The 19,522-nt window shown below is 31.0% G+C and carries 18 protein-coding genes; 3 read left to right on the forward strand and 15 right to left on the reverse strand.

Annotation, left to right across the window (positions count from 1 at the left end; translation table 11 throughout):
- Positions 1-8 precede the first annotated feature (8 nt).
- The 11 genes from KDK92_RS00100 to KDK92_RS00150 all read right to left on the reverse strand — a co-directional run bounded on the left by KDK92_RS00100 (position 9) and on the right by KDK92_RS00150 (position 12,669).
- Positions 9-773: a CheR family methyltransferase gene (locus KDK92_RS00100; RefSeq protein WP_250856895.1), complete on the reverse strand. Its 765-nt coding sequence runs from the start codon at positions 771-773 to the stop codon at positions 9-11.
- Complete coding sequence (locus tag KDK92_RS00105; RefSeq protein ID WP_250856896.1) at positions 770-1,828, reverse strand: protein-glutamate methylesterase/protein-glutamine glutaminase; 1,059 nt, start codon at positions 1,826-1,828, stop codon at positions 770-772. The genes KDK92_RS00100 and KDK92_RS00105 overlap by 4 nt, the downstream gene beginning before the upstream one ends.
- Before the next feature lie 13 nt (positions 1,829-1,841).
- A complete protein-coding gene (locus KDK92_RS00110) occupies positions 1,842-2,330 on the reverse strand; it encodes a chemotaxis protein CheD (RefSeq protein WP_250856897.1) in 489 nt (162 codons plus the stop codon).
- A gap of 1 nt (position 2,331) precedes the next feature.
- A complete protein-coding gene (locus tag KDK92_RS00115; protein WP_250856898.1) occupies positions 2,332-2,787 on the reverse strand; it encodes a chemotaxis protein CheW in 456 nt (151 codons plus the stop codon).
- A gap of 14 nt (positions 2,788-2,801) precedes the next feature.
- Positions 2,802-4,697, reverse strand: coding sequence for a flagellar assembly protein A (locus KDK92_RS00120; RefSeq protein WP_250858596.1), 1,896 nt, complete (start codon positions 4,695-4,697; stop codon positions 2,802-2,804).
- 125 nt (positions 4,698-4,822) lie between these two features.
- A complete protein-coding gene (locus KDK92_RS00125; RefSeq protein WP_250856899.1) occupies positions 4,823-5,677 on the reverse strand; it encodes an aminotransferase class IV in 855 nt (284 codons plus the stop codon).
- A gap of 2 nt (positions 5,678-5,679) precedes the next feature.
- The gene (locus KDK92_RS00130; RefSeq protein WP_250856900.1) at positions 5,680-6,327 is read right to left on the reverse strand and encodes an HAD-IB family hydrolase; all 648 of its coding nucleotides are present in this window, start codon (positions 6,325-6,327) and stop codon (positions 5,680-5,682) included.
- A 56-nt stretch (positions 6,328-6,383) separates the two neighbouring features.
- On the reverse strand, positions 6,384-6,713 hold the full coding sequence (locus KDK92_RS00135; protein WP_250856901.1) for a DUF1292 domain-containing protein: 330 nt from the start codon (positions 6,711-6,713) through the stop codon (positions 6,384-6,386).
- A gap of 257 nt (positions 6,714-6,970) precedes the next feature.
- The gene (gene nifJ, locus KDK92_RS00140) at positions 6,971-10,489 is read right to left on the reverse strand and encodes a pyruvate:ferredoxin (flavodoxin) oxidoreductase (RefSeq protein ID WP_250856902.1); all 3,519 of its coding nucleotides are present in this window, start codon (positions 10,487-10,489) and stop codon (positions 6,971-6,973) included.
- 398 nt (positions 10,490-10,887) lie between these two features.
- Positions 10,888-11,316 (reverse strand): flavodoxin, encoded by a 429-nt coding sequence (locus tag KDK92_RS00145; RefSeq protein ID WP_250856903.1) that lies wholly within the window; start codon positions 11,314-11,316, stop codon positions 10,888-10,890.
- A gap of 282 nt (positions 11,317-11,598) precedes the next feature.
- Complete coding sequence (locus KDK92_RS00150) at positions 11,599-12,669, reverse strand: undecaprenyldiphospho-muramoylpentapeptide beta-N-acetylglucosaminyltransferase (RefSeq protein WP_250856904.1); 1,071 nt, start codon at positions 12,667-12,669, stop codon at positions 11,599-11,601.
- A 201-nt stretch (positions 12,670-12,870) separates the two neighbouring features.
- On the opposite strand from KDK92_RS00150, the gene KDK92_RS00155 reads away from it, so the two are divergent.
- Entirely contained in the window at positions 12,871-13,050 is a 180-nt protein-coding gene (locus KDK92_RS00155) for an alpha/beta-type small acid-soluble spore protein (RefSeq protein WP_250856905.1), read from the forward strand.
- A 40-nt stretch (positions 13,051-13,090) separates the two neighbouring features.
- A complete protein-coding gene (locus tag KDK92_RS00160; protein ID WP_250856906.1) occupies positions 13,091-13,270 on the forward strand; it encodes an alpha/beta-type small acid-soluble spore protein in 180 nt (59 codons plus the stop codon).
- A 325-nt stretch (positions 13,271-13,595) separates the two neighbouring features.
- Here the strand turns inward: KDK92_RS00160 and KDK92_RS00165 are convergent, their stop codons facing one another.
- Positions 13,596-13,817 carry a hypothetical protein gene (locus tag KDK92_RS00165; RefSeq protein ID WP_250856907.1) on the reverse strand — a complete coding sequence of 74 codons (222 nt, stop codon included), beginning with the start codon at positions 13,815-13,817 and terminating at the stop codon, positions 13,596-13,598.
- A gap of 275 nt (positions 13,818-14,092) precedes the next feature.
- On the reverse strand, positions 14,093-15,859 hold the full coding sequence (gene recJ, locus KDK92_RS00170) for a single-stranded-DNA-specific exonuclease RecJ (RefSeq protein ID WP_250858597.1): 1,767 nt from the start codon (positions 15,857-15,859) through the stop codon (positions 14,093-14,095).
- A 117-nt stretch (positions 15,860-15,976) separates the two neighbouring features.
- Between recJ and KDK92_RS00175 the strand changes: the two genes are divergently transcribed.
- Positions 15,977-16,795: a TIM barrel protein gene (locus tag KDK92_RS00175; RefSeq protein WP_250856908.1), complete on the forward strand. Its 819-nt coding sequence runs from the start codon at positions 15,977-15,979 to the stop codon at positions 16,793-16,795.
- A 269-nt stretch (positions 16,796-17,064) separates the two neighbouring features.
- Here the strand turns inward: KDK92_RS00175 and thiI are convergent, their stop codons facing one another.
- Both thiI and KDK92_RS00185 read right to left on the reverse strand, forming a co-directional pair.
- Positions 17,065-18,207, reverse strand: a complete 1,143-nt coding sequence (gene thiI / locus KDK92_RS00180) for a tRNA uracil 4-sulfurtransferase ThiI (RefSeq protein WP_250856909.1) — start codon at positions 18,205-18,207, stop codon at positions 17,065-17,067.
- Positions 18,204-19,346, reverse strand: coding sequence for a cysteine desulfurase family protein (locus tag KDK92_RS00185; RefSeq protein ID WP_250856910.1), 1,143 nt, complete (start codon positions 19,344-19,346; stop codon positions 18,204-18,206). The genes thiI and KDK92_RS00185 overlap by 4 nt, the downstream gene beginning before the upstream one ends.
- Positions 19,347-19,522: the final 176 nt, after the last annotated feature.

Consider the following 19,522-nt stretch of genomic DNA (forward strand, 5'->3'; position numbering starts at 1 on the left):
TTCCTCCTTTATAACTTTTTATAAATAAATGTAGATGCTTTCTCAAATCCAAAGTCTCTATAATTATATATGCTCTCAGTGGCTCCTACAAAGAGTAATCCCCCACTTTTCAGGGATTGTGAAAACTTCTGATAAATTTTATCTTTTATCTCCTGCTTAAAATATATAACAACGTTCCTACATACTATAACATCAAAATCTTTTTCATAAGATCCCAGTATGAGGTCATGCTTTTTGAAAGTTATCATACTTTTAATTGAAGGACTAATAACATATTTTGAATCTTCCTTAGAGAAGTACTTAGAAAGCAAATTACTATCAATATTTTTTATTTCATTTTCATTAAACACACCAGCTCTGGCTTTATCCAAAATAGTTGCATCAATATCTGTAGCGATAATTTTATGACCTTTCCCAGCATTATTACTGTTTAGAATCATTGCTATAGAATATGGTTCCGCACCAATTGAACAAGCAGCGCTCCATATTTTCAACTTTTGTTTACTTCTTGCTTCCTTTATTAAAATATTATTAAATTCATCAAAAATATCAGGATTTCTAAAAAACTCAGTAACATTTATTGTGACAAAATCCAGAAATTTTTGTCTCTGGTCTTTGTCTGTTTTCAAAAGTTTTATGTATTCATCGACTGTTTTAACACCAATCCTTGACATGAGACTTAATAACCTTCTGTGTAATTGAGTCTCTTTATATGCTGTTAAATCAATTTTCAACTCATCTTTAACCCATTTTTTGAAATATTCTAGATTCATAATGTTTTCCGCCTTGTCATAGATACTATTTTATCAGCTATTTTCTCCAGTGGTAAAACTTCATCAACCTTTCCTGTTTCGAAAGCAGCTTTTGGCATTCCATATATGGTACATGTCTCTTGTGATTCTGAAATAGTATAACCACCTGCGTCCTTTACTTTCTCAGTACCTTGTGCACCATCTTTTCCCATACCAGTTAATACAACACTTAATATTTTCCCATTGTATTCTTTTATAGCAGATTCAAAGAGTTTATCAACAGCTGGTCTAACTCCCCACATAGTAGGTTCTTTATTTAACCTTATATGACCACCTTGAACTTCCATATGACTGCCACCTTGTGCTATATATACTGTATCTTTTTCTATAGGACATCCATCATATCCCTCTACAACTTTCATTTTACAATTAGTGTTTAACCTTTCTGCAAATGCCTTCGTAAATCCTATTGGCATATGTTGAACTACAAAAACTGGTACACCTAGAATAAATGGTAATTCAGTTAAAACATTGTATAAAGCTTTAGGGCCTCCAGTTGATGCTCCAATCACTACCGTTTTAATATCTTTTTTAGCTAAATCTTTTTTATTCACAAAGCTACTTTCAGTCTTTTTTGTGAATGTTCTTTTTCTTTCGTAACTAATACTTTTCTTATTGTTTGTTGCAGCTCTGATTTGTTTCACTAATCGCCCTTTAACAGTATTAATATCTAATGATATTGAACCTGATGGCTTTTCTATAAAGTCAAATGCACCTCCATGAAGGCAATCAATTGTTAACCTTTTAGCTCTTTCGGAAACACTACTTAAAACAATTACAGGAATATTAATTTTCCTTTTCTCCAGCTCCTTTAGAGCTTCAATTCCATTCATCTTTGGCATCTCAATATCTAGTGTAATCAAATCTGGTTTAACTGTTTCAAGTTTTTTAAACAATTCTTCACCATTTCTAACTTTATCAATAACCTCAAGATCAGCTTCTTCGTTAATCATATCACTTATAATTTTTCTCATCAAAGCAGAATCATCAACCACTAGTATTTTCCTTTTTTCCATTAAAATCACTCCATCAGATTACCTTAATTCCTTCACCTACTGTTTTTATTGATACATTACCATCATTGGCATCTAGTATCATTGTTCTTCCTCTGTTTCCTCTTAATTCTTCAGAAATTATTTGTATTCCCAAATCATTTAATTGCTTTTTAACTGCAACACAGTTTCTTTCACCAATATCCATAACCATTTTTTTATCGCTGAAATTAAACATAGAAGCACCACCTGCAACCTTTGCAACTATATTATTCTTGAATGCACCTAATTTCAACATTTCATTATAAAGGTCTTTTATAGCAAGATCTGCAAATTTGTATTTGTTAGTTGTATTAGAAAACTGAGTACTGTCAGGCAGCATTATATGTGCTAACCCCCCAATTTTTCTCCTATTATCGTAAAGAGCGATACCTACACAAGAGCCTAAACCTACAGTTATTATAGTATTTGGAGATTTAGTAATTTTACAATCACCAATTCCAACCCTTAATTGTACAGAATCCATACTATCCTTCTATAGCTTTCTTTTCATCATCTGTAAGTATTGATTTTAAATTCAAGAAAATAATAATTTTTTCTTCAAATTTAATTAGCCCTTTCATGTATCTCTTGGAAATACCTTTCATTATTTCAGGTGGCTCTTCGATATTTTCTATTTTAATATCTCTTACTTCACTGACAACATCAACAAGTATACCTAATTTGCTATTTCCGTCTTTTGCAACTATAACTTTTGAATCATTAATATCTTTCGTTTTATCTTCCACAAGTGAAAACCTCTTAGAAAGCTTCAAAATCGGCAGGATACTACCTTCATAATTTCTTACTCCCTCTATAAAAGGCGGTGAATCCGGCAGAGGAGTAGGCACTTCATATCCTAAAATTCTCTCCACTTCCATTATATCTGCTGCATAATATTCATTGTTAATACAGAATATCAGAATCTTAATTTCTTCATTCATCTTGATTCCCCCTATTACTCTTTAATTTTCTCCACAACAATTTCTCCATTTTCATTCATATAAGCATGTACATCTTTACATTCATCTTCTATTATACATTCCATTTTCCCTACAATTAATTTTGTGTTTGGGAAGGCTTTATCAATATAAATGTGCCCTTCTTTATCTACTTTAAGTGTAGTCCTAACTCTACCACCACTACCAACAATACTGCATTTAATTTCTTTTCTTGCTTGCAAAGTTCCACCTCTAGCTACAGACCTCTCAGCAAAATATATATTTCCATCAGCGAAAATCTCTGATATATACTCTCCCTTACCATTAATATATACATCTCCGTAACTTACAATTTTAGAATCTTGTATATAGTTTAATTTAATATCTGATTGTGTAAATTCATCACAATAAATCTTTTCCTGTTCACTTTTTATTAAAAATAATATCTTATCCAATTCATCTATATTTTTTAAATTTATTATTCCTAACCCTGTAAGTTTATTCTTCAAGATACTTGCAATTAACTTCAATCTTTCACTTTTGCTTTCTACTAGAGTTTCATACTCTTGAATATTTTTCTCTAGTTTTTTAAACCTTTTCTCTATGAGTATCTTGATCACTTCACCAATTTTTACATTCTGCCCTAACATCTTACTCTTATATACCTGATCACCCATATTTTTTAGTTCAGTGATTGTAGAATGCAGATTGTTTAAAGCGTTGAATATTTTTTTCTTATAAACCTCATCCTTACCTGATGAAACATTCGAGGTCATTACATTTCCATTAATTGATATATCATTTTCAGAAATAATTTCTGCTCCTGAAGCACCACTGTGAATAAAAACTGATTTTCCACTCTTTACTTTCATACCATCTAATATTTCACCAAAGATTTCAATATTACCGTCAAATGTAACATCACCTGTACTAACATCAACATCTCCATTTATTACGTATACAGGTTCTATGGAAAATGTATATCCTTTTTTCACAGGCTTACCTGTTTCAACTGCGATAATTTTACTGTCAATAAAAGTACATCCCTTACCAGCATTAACACTGATTTTCTTACCTTCATTAGCAGAAATCTTATTTCCATATACGTCTTTTCCTTCTACAGCTGTTACCCCTTTTATAAGTTCACACAGCACTTCTCCGCTTTTGATAGTACAAATATGTCCAATTGATTTAAAATCCACATTTCCTTTTTTATCTTTCACAGGAACCTTATTCTCATTGTATTTCAATATAAGTCTATCATCGGAGCCATCTTGTGGCTGAATACCTTGTGCTACAATTAACTTATCAGCTTTGTTGTTTTTAGATATATTTTTTATATTATCCATTAATAGTCCATTGGTTATTTTGAATTGCGTAAGCACTTCAAGGATATCCTCTACACTATACCCTGGGGGATATATTTCTTCTTCGATAGATGATCCTACTATAAGATCAGTCATTTCTAGAGAATCTTTTATTCCATAAACCCTCCTAGGTATACTTTGCAACTCAATGTATGCTTCAGTTTTATCGTCACTTATAGTAACATTTAATTCTCTTTTACCTTCAACCACTGCTCCTGTCCATGCAATATCATCTTCCAGAGATATTGAAGTTTTTCTATCTATTTCATCTTCATTTACTTTAAGGAAAATTTCTTTACTAGGAGTTATAGTTGCTTTTCTTCCCCCATCTTTAGGGTTACTGACTTGGATTTCACCATCACTAATCATTACTTTCCCATCAATATCTTCATCTAAAGGTATCTTTACTTCTATTTTAAAATGCTTCTTAAAAAGCGTTTTCTTTTGCTCTAAAATTTCATATTCTAAGTCATTTATATCTACTTTTAAATCAATAGCTGCTTTTTTCAGACATTCTTCAACAGAACCACCGGTAAAAACTCTCATATCATCCACTTTCTCACCCCCTTGTGAATATTATACCATACTCACTATAACATATAGTAAGTTATCGTTTGTTTTTGACAATTCTTTATAATTTCAACAAGCTTTTTTGTGGATTTTTAGTTCTATTAACTTTTCAATTCCCCTTGCTCCTCAATATCATTTTCACATTCTAATTCATAGTACCTCATCAAATCACTTATCAATCTATTACTAGCAGATTCAAAATTGAAATCTCCTATTGTTTTTATTGGTAAAACCTTTGGTGATGTACCACTTATAAAAGCAGCATCCATATCTTCTATTTCTTCTTTTCTGATAATTCTTTCTTCAAAGCCATAACCTTCTCGACGAATAATTTCAATTATTTTCATCCTCGTTATTCCCTCAAGTACCTTTTCCCCCCTTGAAGTAATAAATTTTTCACCCTTCACAAAGAAAACATTAGACTTACTACCTTCAGTGATTTCATTATCTTTATTTATTAAAATAGCTTCAAATGCATTTTTTTCTGTTATAATTTTTTTTATACGTTCTTTATACTTAAGATTAAGAACTTTTGCATTAGGATCCTCTCTTTCAATCTCAACACAAACTGTTTTTATTCCTTCATCATAAAGATAATCTTCTGGATAGTAATGATCAATAAAATAAACGTAATTTTTGATTTCATTATTATTAACTTCAATCAAAATCTGCACATTACCATTCAAAATATTATTTTTATCACACAAGCAATTAATGGATTGTTGTAATTTTTCAAATAATTCTTCTTTATTGAAACTAACATCTGAATATTTTAATTTAATGGATTTAAACAATCTTATTACATGTTCGTTAAGAAAAAGTGGTTTGCCCCCTATTATACGTAAAACTTCATATATTAAATACTCACTGTCTACTATAATAGTTTGAGTTTCACTTTTTAGGGTTTCACCATCTTTTCTATAAAATTCACCTCTGATATCAATCGTATTTTTCATGGTTACCTCCACCTTAGTACCTCAATTGTCTCATGACCTTTCCTAAAGTTAATCAATCTTGGATTTCCAACAAGATTCATCAAAGGAAGGTCTGATAAGGAATCTGAAAACATATATGAATTTTCAAAATCAATCTCTTTCCCCTGAGTTTTTAATACTTCTTTTAATCTCTTAACCTTTTCTTCGCCCTTACAATTAAACCCCTCAATAATATTGCATAATTTTAAACCTTCTTCATTACGTTTCATTTTTGTTCCTATTATCATATCAATCTCTTTAATATTATATAACTCATTTAGATAGAATTCTGGCGAAGCTGAAATAAGATATATTAGAAATCCCTGTTTTTTTAAATCTTTTATCGTTTCAATTGCATCTTTATATAAAATCTTACTTAATCTCTTTTCATAAAAATCCTTAACAATCTCCTTCATGTCATCCTCGTGGATATTATTAATAAATCCTAGAAACCTTTCTTTTGATTCATGAGCTGTTAATTTCCCAGTTAAATATGAAAGTCCTGAAAAAATATTTTTAGGAAGATGTCTTACCAATTTCGGATTTTTTTTTACCATAAAAGAATAAAATTGTATCAATGTTTCTTTTCTAGTCAATGTGAAATCCACATCAAATATTGCTAATTTTTCCATTCCAATCTCCTTTTAAACGAATTAAAAGCTGGCAACAAGCACCAGCTATTAACATCTTAGATTTCTCTTTCTTCTAAAATTCTTTCATAAAAACTAGAAGCTTCTTCAAACTCTTCCTCAGTTGGAACAACTAATTCTCCAACCTCTTCATCGCCTTCAACTTTGAAAATATAGTAATTCTCATCATCAGGAGAAATCAATATAGCATATTCATTACCCTTTAATTCAAATCCCTCTATAATTTCGCACTTTATTATTTCTCCATTTTCATCTTGAAGATCTACAAACATAGGCTCATGCCCGCATCCACATTCTTCATTATGGTTATGTCCACATCCACACTCGTGATCATGCTCATTATTACATCCACAATTCTTTTCAGTCATAAAAAAAACCTCCTTAGCCTTTTATAATTACATTTTACTATCTTTTACCCCAATTTAAAAGCAGAAATTTCATTTTAAAGAAATAATTTATTATTTTTTCTGCTCTTTATTAATTTTTAACATAAAATATGCTAATTATACATAAAAACAACCAAATTTATTCTTTGTTCTTTACTCTTTATTCTTTGAATTATAGTGTATGTATACAAAAAGAAAACCAAACCCTAAGGTTTGGCTTTCATCATTTATATTTAAAATTATTGATTAGCTAACTTCTTGTAGTTTTCAAGTCTTTCTTTAGCATCAGCTTCAACTTTATTAAATAATTCTTGAGCGATTTCTGGTTTAATCTTTTCAAGAGCTGCGTATCTTACTTCACCTTTAATAAACTCTTGGAAATCACCTTTTGGCTCTTTAGAATCTAATGAGAATGGATTCTTACCTTCATTTTTAAGTGTTGGGTTGAATCTGTAAAGTGCCCAGTATCCACAATCTACAGCTCTCTTCATCTCATCTTGAGTAGTACCCATACCTTTTTTGATTCCGTGGTTGATACATGGTGCGTAAGCGATAACTAATGATGGACCATCATAGTTTTCAGCCTCTGTGATTGCTTTGATTGTTTGGTTTTTATCTGCACCCATAGAAATCTGAGATACATATACGTAACCATAGCTCATAGCCATCATACCAAGATCTTTCTTCTTAGTTCTCTTACCACCAGCAGCAAATTTAGCTATTGCAGCAGTTGGCGTAGCCTTTGAAGATTGTCCTCCAGTATTAGAGTAAACCTCTGTATCCATTACGAAAATATTAATATCGTCTCCTGAAGCTAGAACGTGGTCAACTCCACCATAACCGATATCATATGCCCATCCGTCTCCACCAAATACCCAAACAGATTTCTTAACTAAGTATTCTTGCTTCTCTAAGATTTCTTCTACTATTGGATTAGACTTCTCTGCTTCTAATAATGGTAATAATCTATCTCTTATTTCTTTACCTTTTTCACCATCTTTAAAGTTTTCTTTCCACTCAATTAATGTAGCTTTTAACGCTTCGCTTAAGTCACTATTTTGAGCTTCATCAGCTAATATTTGTAATCTATCTCTCATTTGTGCAACAGCTAAGTACATTCCATAACCATACTCTGCATTATCTTCGAATAAAGAGTTAGCCCAAGCTGGTCCATGTCCTTTATCGTTAGTTGTGTATGGAGTTGCAGGAGCACTTCCACCCCAAATTGATGAACAACCAGTAGCGTTAGCTATAATCATTCTATCTCCAAATAACTGAGTTATAAGTTTAGCATATGGAGTTTCTCCACATCCAGCACAAGCACCAGAGAATTCGAATAATGGCTTCTCAAATTGGCTTCCTTTAACTGTAGTCTTCTTCATTGGGTTTTGCTTCTCTGGAAGATTAACTAAGAATTCGTATCTTTCTTGTTCAACTTCTTGAGTAGCTAATGGTTTCATAACTAAAGCTTTGTTAGGTGCTGGACAAATATCAGCACAGTTTCCACATCCAGTACAGTCTAGAACTGAAACACCCATAGAGTATTTAAATTCTTCAAAAGCTTTACCTTTAGTATCAAGAACTTTCATTCCTTCTGGAGCATTCTTAACTTCTTCATCATTTACTAAGAATGGACGTATTACAGCGTGTGGACATACATATGAACATTGGTTACATTGAATACAATTATCAGATAACCATTCAGGTACGTTTACACCAATACCTCTCTTCTCATAAGCAGATGTTCCTTGTGGGAATGTACCATCAGCTTTTTCAGCAAATGCACTTACAGGAAGCGTATCTCCTTCTTGAGCATTCATAACATCAGCGATTTCAACCATGAAATCCCATCTATCTTTATCTACTTCTGCTTCTTCAACAGTTATGTTATTCCAAGATTCAGGAATGTTAACCTCAACGATTGACTCAGCTCCTTTGTCAATTGCATCAAAGTTCATATCAACTATCTTCTGACCTTTTTTACTGTAAGAAGTTACAACCGCTTCCTTAAGGTATTTAGCAGCATCTTCCATAGGAATGATATTTGCTAACTTAAAGAACGCTGATTGCATTATCATGTTAATTCTTCCACCAAGACCAACTTCTTGAGCAATTTTAAGTGCATTAAGCGTGTAGAACTTAATTCCATGTTCTGCAATATATTTTTTCATCTTAGTTGGTAACTTACTCTCTAATTCTTCTGCATTCCAAAGAGTGTTAAGTAAGAATATACCATTATCTTTAATACCTTTTAATACATTATATTTATTAACATATGCTTGGTTGTGACAAGCAACGTAGTCTGCTTTATTAATTAAGTATGTAGATTTGATTTTTTCTTTACCAAATCTTAAGTGAGATACTGTAATACCACCTGATTTTTTAGAGTCATAAGAGAAGTATCCTTGAGCATACATATCAGTTTTATCACCGATAATTTTGATAGCGCTCTTGTTAGCTCCTACTGTACCATCTGATCCAAGTCCCCAGAATTGACAAGCTTTTGTGCTTTCAGAAGCTACATCAATTGCTTCTCCAACTGGGATTGATGTATTAGTTAAGTCATCATTAATACCTACAGTAAATCCAGTTTTAAGAGAATCAGCATTTAAGTAATCATAAACAGCAACTATTTGTGCTGGAGTTGTATCTTTTGATCCAAGACCGAATCTACCACCAACGATAACTGGTCTGTTTTCTTCATTATAATAAGCATCTCTAATATCTAAGTATAAAGGCTCTCCTGTTGAACCAGGCTCTTTAGTTCTGTCTAATACAGCAATTTTCTTAACTGTTTTAGGCATTTGACCTAAGAAGTGCTTTATTGAGAATGGTCTGTATAAGTGAACTGATAATAAACCAATCTTTTCACCTTTTGCTACTAAGTGATCAACAGTTTCTTCAATAGTCTCACAAACTGATCCCATTGCAATAATTACTCTATCAGCATCTTGTGCTCCATAGTAGTTGAATAATTTGTAGTCAGTACCAATCATAGCGTTAACTTTATTCATAGTTTCTTCTACTAATTCAGGTAATCTGTCATAGTAAGGGTTACACGCTTCTCTAGCTTGGAAGTAAATATCAGGATTCTGTGCAGTACCTCTTGTAACAGGGTGCTCAGGATTTAAAGATTTCTTTCTGAATGCTTTAATATCATCCATACAATCAGAAGCTAATTCTGCTAATTGATCGTAATCCCATACTTCAACTTTTTGTAATTCGTGAGAAGTTCTAAATCCATCGAAGAAATGTAAGAATGGTACCTTTCCTTTTATAGCACCGATATGAGTAACAGCAGCTAAGTCCATAGCTTGTTGAACACTGTTAGATGCTAATAAAGCAAAACCTGTTTGTCTAGTAGCCATAACATCTTGGTGATCACCAAAGATTGATAAAGCTTGAGCAGCAAGTGCTCTTGCACTAACATGGAATACTCCTGGTAATAATTCTCCAGAAATTTTATACATGTTAGGAACCATAAGTAATAATCCTTGAGAAGCTGTGAAAGTTGTTGTTAAAGCTCCTCCTTGTAATGATCCGTGTACCGCACCAGCAGCACCAGCTTCTGATTGCATCTCTACAACTTTAACCTCTTGGCCAAAAATGTTTTTTCTTCCTTGAGATGCCCACTCATCAGCTTTTTCTCCCATAGGAGAAGATGGAGTGATTGGGAATATAGCAGCAACATCAGTATAAGCATAAGCAACGTGAGAAGCAGCAGTATTACCATCCATAGTTTTCATTATTCTATTCATCGCAAACCCTTCTTTCTTTGTGTTTTTTAAAGGATAAATTTTTTTTAAATACCATTCTTCAACAAAAATTATAGCAAAAATTTCGCATAAATGGAACAAGCAGAGCGAAAAAATTTTAAATATTTTTTCCAAACTTTTTATAACCAAATTGGAAATAAATCTATAACTTAGTTCTTATACCATTACTCATAATTATTTCATCATTTTGTAATGTAAAACCAAATCTAATATAACATTATTATGCTTTTTTTGCAACTTGTCAAGTAAGAATAATCAGTTTTTTCTCATTATTTTTTTGTTAAATTACTTAATATTCTATATTTTTATAATAATTTTTTACAATATAAAACTAACATTACTAAATTAGGTGTATAACTAGTTATTTCTTTAAATATGTCTTAATAAGTTACCAATCTTTTTCCAAACTCAAAACATTTATCTAAATCTTGCTTTGCAGGAGCTTCTTGAATCACATATTTATCAACAACATCAAAGTCATAATCAAGCATTGTTTTAATCCATTTATCCATGAATTCGCCTTTATCCCAACCATATGAACCAAAAAGAAAGCATTTTTTCTTTTCAACTGGAATTAATTTAAATTCAGTTATAAATGGTTGCATCTCATTTGATTCTATAGTATTTCCATCCATAGACGGACTTCCAAAAGCCACTATATCAGCATCTAAAACATCATTAACCTTTGCATCCTGAACTCTTGATATTTTTACTATTGCACCATGTGATTCTGCACCTTTTGCTATTTTTTCTGCCATTGCTTCTACATGTCCTGTTGAACTATAATAAATTACTGAAACGTTTTTCATCTAATTCCTCCTTTTGATGTATATACATGTAATAATTCTTAATGGATTACAGATAGTAATCCATTAACCAATTTTATTTTTTCTTAATTCACCTTATTTTATTTATTATGAATTAAATTTATTATATATATACTAAAGATTCCACGTATTGATACCCTATCTTAAAGTTTAATAACCCAAGTAATCTACTTATATTCTTAACCTAAATTATTGGTTAAATAAAGAATAGTGAAAAAAGAACAAAGAATAAATTAGATTCTTTGTTCTTTGTATAGTTTTATCTTATTTGCTATTTTCTAGAATCACCTTAATAACATTATCAAGCCCATTTTTAAGTTTGCTTTTAATCATATTATCAATATATTTATCTCTGTCTCTTTCTAGTTTTTCTAATGCTTCAAATATATTTTCACTACTCAAATTATCGTCATCTAAAACTATACTAAATCCGTTTTTCTCAAAGGATTGAGCATTCAAAATCTGATCTCCTCTACTTTGACTCTTTGACAAAGGGATTAAGATATTTGGTTTATTTAAAGATAAGAATTCAAAAATCGAATTTGCACCAGCTCTGCTTATTATAATATCCGCTAATTTAAAAATATCCTTTAATTCATCCGATACATACTCAAATTGAATATATCCTTTATATTTTTGAAAATTATTATCGATATTTCCTTTACCACAAAGATGCACTACATTATACTTTCCAGAAATTCTTGGTAAAAGTTCTCTTATTTTATCATTAACATTTTTAGCGCCTAAACTGCCCCCCATTATTAAGATAACAGGTTTATCGTCTTTAAATTTACATATTTGTTTCCCAACTTTTGCATCTCCCAAAAATATTTCTTCTCTAATAGGCGTTCCCGTTACAATTACCTTATCATCTTTGAACCATTTTTTCGCCTCAGGAAATGTAACACAAATTTTATTGCAAAATGGAGTAGCTATTTTATTAGCTAACCCTGGTGTAATATCCGATTCATGCGCTACAACAGGAATTCCTAATATTTTTGCAGCTATTACCACTGGCACAACAACAAAGCCACCTTTAGAAAAAACTACTTGTGGCTTTTCTTTTTTTAGAATTTTAAGCGCATCTCCTATTCCTTTTATTACCCTAAAAGGATCAGAAAAGTTTTTTAAATCAAAGTACCTTCTTAATTTACCTGACGAAATCCCATAATATTTTATTCCTTCTTTTTCAATTAATCCTTTTTCTATTCCATTCTTACTTCCTATATAAGATATCTCAAATCCTATTTTTTTCAATTGTGGCACCATAGCAATATTAGGCGTTACGTGTCCTGCACTTCCGCCACCTGTAAGTATAATTTTATTTTTTTTCATATAACCTCACCCTAACTCTTAATATATAATTTTGTAGCATACACTTATTATATATTAATTATTGCATTAAATGAATATATTAGAAAAGTATTCTTTCTTTTCTTCAAAAGCTACTTTATTGTTTCCAATCCTTCAATACACCAATATATTTAATGAGAAAATGGATAAACTATTTATATAACAGAAGGGAGGTGTAACATAGTGAGTAAAAACTTAGTTCCTGAAGCTAAAGAAGGTTTATCAAGATTTAAAATGGAAACTGCAGCAGAACTAGGAGTAACTTTTGGAGATTATAATGGGAATTTAACATCAAAGCAATGCGGTTCTGTCGGTGGAGAAATGGTTAAAAAAATGGTTCAGGCTTATGAGCAAAACCTATAAATGAAAAATTACAAAAGATAAAATTTAAGGAGGATATAAAATGAGTAAAAATTTAGTACCTGAAGCTAAGGAAGGTTTAGCAAGATTTAAAATGGAAACTGCAGCTGAACTAGGTGTTCAATTTACAGAATATAACGGAAACTTAACTGCTAAGCAATGTGGTTCAGTTGGTGGAGAAATGGTTAAAAAAATGGTTCAACAATACGAGCAAAATATATAATCTAAAATTAAAAGATTACTATAAAGTATAATATAACGGGAACCCTAGGTGACTTCACCTTTGGGGTTTCCTTTTAAATATAAAGCTATAGGGGAGAATAATCTCCCCTACATGTTGAAAAGTCTAATTTTGAAATAAGCATTATTGGCATTTTCAATTATTGTTTATACAACCTGTTGTTCAATCTCTTTGTTTTTAACCTAAGGCATATTCAAATACCTAAAACCTTTTTACGTCAGAAACTCTAAAGAAAGACATCAGAGTAAAATCAATATATCAAGACTTTTTCAACAAGTTGAAAGGAAAAATTTTTGACTTAACTCCTTTATTGTGTAGTATTTCCAGGATATCTGTCAGTAGCTAAAGTGCTTTCAATGCTCTCACACTTGTTTATCATTGCTTGAACATTAGTTAATTCGTTTTGAATCATTTCTTTAGTTCGAGGATTTTCTACTGTTTGTGTTGCATTAGTCAAATTTTGTTCAATGTTCTTTAACTCATTAATTGAACTTTGTACATTTTGATGTGCATTTCTTTTTAGCGTCATGAGAATTACCTCCACAATTTAAGGCATATTTAAATAAATAACTACACGTAGATTTATAGTGTATACTGCGTCAGAACGCATGCATAGAACAACTATCAGTAGAACTCAACTCATCGTCATATGCAAAATATACACTGCATCTTTGACTACTTATTTCTTTTCATATGCCTAATTTTTATTTTGTACTGTCAAAGAAATTTGCTCTCTCTTTAGTACAAAATTAGTATGTGCATTTTGGAGATAATAATTCTAAGTAAATTTTAATTATAAAACAATTATATATTACTTACTCTTAAATCTTCTATTTTTAAAACTAAACTTACCTTACCACTAAATTCATTTAAACTTGGGAAAAAAGCTAAATCTAATTTTAATCCTTTAGGTTTTTTTAAAATTTCGTTATAGCATGCACCAAATGATTCTTTAAGTTCATCCAATAAAGTATCTACTTTATTGAATCCTATAGCATCTATAGTTTTTCTTGTATTACCAATTTTACAAATTAACTTTAATGTGTTTTGATTTTTACCTAGGATTTTTATATCCAATATTTCAATATTTTTTTCAGCAAAGATGGGTTTAGAATTACCTTTTCCAAAAGGTTCTAAATTACTTAACTCAGTTATTAAGTCTTTAGATATATATTCTAATGGAAGCCTGTTATCAATTCTTAATTTAGGAATCACATCATCATCTTTTAAAGTACAGTTCTCATTTAACTTTTCTCTAAACAAGTCTATTTTATCTTCTTCTATACTTAATCCTGCAGCCATAGGATGACCACCAAATTTATTAAGAACATCTTTGCACTTTATCATTTCTTCAAACATATTATATTCATCAATAGATCTACCTGAACCTTTGGGCATTTCTTTCCCACCTGTAAGGACAAAAGCTGGCAGGTTGTATGTTTCCCTAACTCTTCCTGCTACTATACCTGCGATACTTTCATGTATATCTTCTTTATAAATAACCAGAACTTTATCCTTAATTCCCGCCTTTAGTTCATTAAGAATAAGTTCTACATTCTCATTAGTCATATCTTGCCTTTTTTTGTTCAATTCAAATAGGATTTTTGCTAATTCTTTTGCTCTACCTTCATCTTCAGTCACTAATAATTCAAAGGATAAATCTGCTTTTTCCAATCTCCCAGTGGCATTGATGCATGGACCTATTTGAAATCCGATATTATAAGATTTAATATTATCTTTTTGAACACCCAAAACATTAATTAATGCTTGAAGACCTTTATTTTTTGTTTTACACATCTCTTTCAATCCATTTATGGCTATAACTCTATTCTCATCAACTAAATCAACAACATCGCAAATAGTCCCTATAGCAGCATATTGAATTATGTCTTTCAAAAAATTCTCATCCTTATTAAATCTTTTAAGTAATGCTTGTGAAAATTTAAAAGCTATACCTGCTCCACACAAATTTACAAATGGATATTCACAATCAAATCGTTTAGGATTGATAATAGCATCTGCTTCTGGAAGTATATATTTTCGTTCATCATTTTCTTCAACAAAAGGAAGTTCATGATGATCAGTAACTATAACTGTAAAACCTAATTCTTTGGCAAACTTTATTTCTTCTAGTGCAGAAATTCCATTATCGCAGGTGATAATAATATCAAACCCTTCTTCTTTTATTTTTTTTATCCTATTTTTGCTCATTCCATACCCTTCCGACTCTCTATCAGGTATATGAAAATCCACTTCTGCATTACAATTTTTAAGTGTTTTATAAAGAATTGTTGTACTAGTGACACCGTCGGCATCATAATCTCCATAAATAAGTATCTTTTTATTCTCTTTAATACCATTCGTTATTATTTCGATGCCTTTTTCCATATCCTTCATCAAAAAGGCATCATGAAGGTTACTTAAGGATGTATCAAAAAAACTTTTTATCTTCTCACTTGTATTTATCTCTCTATTTACAAGCACTTTAGTTGTGATCCCATATATACTACTATTACTTGCTAACTCTTTTATATCAATATTCGTTCTTCTCAATAACCATTTCTTTTTAATTCTGCCCACATCCCTTCTTAGCCATATTCATCTTATTTTATTTTATACGTTTTGATTATGAGATACAAGTGTGGTATCATACTTAATAAAAAAGAAAGAACAAAGTGAGGTACGATTATGAATAAACTTTTATTTGGAATCTCTGGATTACCTATTGGTGATGGAGTTTCAAAGTTCAAATATTCTACTGGGATTGAATATTTATCTGAGATTGGTTTAGATGCCATGGAACTCCCCTTCGTGCGTTCAGTAAATGTTACCAAAAAAAATCAAGAAGAAATTCTACAAAAAAAATCAGAAAAAGATTTTTACCTATCTGCTCATGGCTCATATTACATAAATCTTAATGCTAAGGAAGAGGAAAAAAAGGAAAAATCTCTTGAAAGAATTATTAAAGGTGCTCAAGCCTTATCTTTAGTTAAAGGAACAAGCCTTATTTTTCATCCTGGTTTTTATCTTGGTATGGATCCGAGTATAGCATATAATGAAATCAAGCGTAATTTAGAACGCCTTCCTTTCTTCGGAGTAGATTATAGATTAGAGACTACTGGAAAAGGAACGCAATTTGGTTCACTACAAGAAATTGTTCAACTTTCCAAAGAAATTGAAAGTTGCAAACCATGTATTGATTTTGCACACATTCACGCAAGAGGCAATGGATGTCTAAAAGAATATGATGATTTCAGAAAAATCTTTGAGTACATAGGGACTGAGTTAGGACAGGAAGCATTAAATGATATACATATTCACGTTGCTGGTATTAATTACGGTCCCAAAGGCGAAAAAAATCACCTTCCTTTCAAGGAAAGTGATTTTAAGTATGAATATTTTATTAGAGCTCTAATTGAATACGATATAAAAGGTTGTATCATATGTGAAAGTCCAGTATTGGAACATGATGCCCTACTTCTGAAAAAACTTTATGAAAACAGCTAACAAATAAAAAACATAGTTGAGAGCGGTGAGTGGAGAGTGGTGAACGAAGGATGGTTCTGACTAAAGTCAGAACCCACATTTTATTTGTAATAAGCAATAAAGATTTACTCGTTTCATCTTTAGATGAAACATTATATTTAAAGTACAACATTTTATCTAAATATAAAATGAGTAAAACCCTCTTTGTCTAAAGAACAATAAGATGTAGTTTCTGCGTTAGCAGAAACATCCACCGTTCTCCACTCTCCACTCTCAACTTCCCACTTCTTTTATATCTCTATTACTTCCATTCCCTCAATTGCTTCATTACAAAGTCTATCAAATTCAAGAACGCTCTCTGATTTTATAATTTCTTTTAACTTTGGTTTTGTTTTAGGATGCTTTGGAACAAAAATTGTACAACAATCTTCATAAGGTAAAATAGATGTTTCGTATGTATCAATTTTTCTAGAGATATCCATTATCTCATTCTTATCCATTGCAATCAGTGGTCTAAATGCAGGTCTATCCGCTATATTATCAGTGACTACCAAACTCTCCATAGTTTGACTAGCAACCTGCCCAATACTTTCTCCACTTGTAACTGAATGTACTCCATATTTTTCTGCAAGCATACATGCAATTTTCATCATGAATCTTCTCATAATTATAGTAAGTTCATCTTTACGGCATTTTTCAATAATATCCATTTGAATCTCAGTAAAAGAAACAACATAAAGTTTAAAGGATCCTGTATATTTTTTTAATTTCTTTGCTAAATCTATAACCTTTTCCTTTGCCTTTTCACTTGTATAAGGATGACTGTGATAATATACACATTGTAATTCAACGCCTCTTCTAGCCATCAAATAACCAGCTACAGGCGAATCAATACCACCTGACAACATTAACATAGTTGATCCATTAATTCCGTACGGTAAGCCTCCTACAGCCAAAATAGTCTCAGTATAAACATATGCTTTCTTTCTTATCTCAATATAAATCATATGATCAGGATTCTTCATCTTTACACTAAGCTTATCATTATTCTCTAGTATCTCTCCACCGATTTGTCTGTTAACTTCCATAGACTTCATTTCAAATTTCTTATTCGCTCTATTAGTGCTAACTTTAAAAGACCCACTAAGATCCGAAGTTATATTTGTAGCCACTTCTTTTATAGAATCATATTCTGACTCTACTTCATAAACAATACACAATTCTGTAACTCCGAAGACATTTCTCACTGCATCTATAGCCTCTTGGACTCTATCACAATTAATAAACCATCTACCTTCATCATTTAATATCTCATATTTTATTTCTCCAAGTGCAAACTTAATGTTTTTAATGAGTTTATCTTCAAACATTCTTCTATTTAGACCTTTTAAAAATATTTCAGAAGCATATTTGATTAAAATAAGTTTTCTCATATTTTTAACCTCCTTAAGAATTTTACTGCCTCTAGGAATTTATCAATAGCATAATCTAGCTCTTTCAAAGTGTTTCCTTCACAAAAACTTATTCTGATAGTACCCTTAATTTCACTTTCAGTAAGTTTCATTGCTTCTAGAACATGACTAGCACTTTCTGTTTTTGAACTACAAGCTGAACCTTTTGAAATATAAACTCCTTTATCACTCATAACTCTCACCATTACCTCGCTAGGAGTCCCATCAATACTAACATTAAGAACATAAGGAGAAATACTTTCACATATTTCAGAATTAATCCTTATACCACTTATCCTTGTTGTCAATTGATCTATACAATACTTTTTAAGTCCAGTTACTTTCCTTTTATTCTCATCCATACAACCATGCATTATTTCTGCAGCTTTAACCATGCCTGCTATAGAATAAAGATTTTCAGTTCCTGCACGAAATCCTTTTTCCTGTGCAGATCCATGAATCAGTTGTTTTGGGCTTAACTCTTTTCTTATATAAGCAAATCCAACCCCTCTTGGACCATGATGCTTATGAGCAGATGTTGTAAGCATATCAATTTTCATCCTTTTAACATCAATCTCATGCTTACAAAAACTCTGTACAGCATCAACATGGAACTTTACTCTTTTGTGATTTACTTTGAGATATTCCCCAATAGATTCTAGATCCTGCAAAATTCCCAACTCATTATTCATATGCATAACTGTTAAAAGTACTGTATTATCTTTAATTGCACTATTTAATTCCTCTATAGTTATTAACCCCTTTTCATTTACATTTAATACAGTTACCTCACATCCATTCTTTTTTAAGAATTCAACTGTATTCTTAACACTTGGATGTTCTATATTAGATGTGATAATATGGTTCCCTGGTTGAACTATACCTTTAATACATAAATTATTCCCTTCAGTTCCCCCTGATGTAAATACTATTTCACTAGAGTCACAATTAATAAACCCACTTATCTTTTCTCTACACTCTTTTAACTTTTTATGAGCGTTATACCCAAGTTCGTGAGCTGATGAAGGATTTCCCCAATTACTTTCCATAACATTAGATACTTCTTCAATAACCTCTTTGTACGGTTTGGTAGTTGCACTATTATCTAAATATACCTTCAATTTAAAATCTCTCCTTCTTATATAGATATGCTATAACAAAATGTCATTTATACAAATAGCTAGATTGTATTTTAAACAAAATTTCCATAATAAAAAACAAAGAAAAAAGATTAAAGAACAAATTTGCTGAAAGGTATCAATATTTGTTCTCTCTTCTTTATTCTTTGTTAATTATT

This window comes from Oceanirhabdus seepicola (genome assembly GCF_023684385.1).
GTDB lineage: Bacteria > Bacillota > Clostridia > Clostridiales > Clostridiaceae > Oceanirhabdus > Oceanirhabdus seepicola.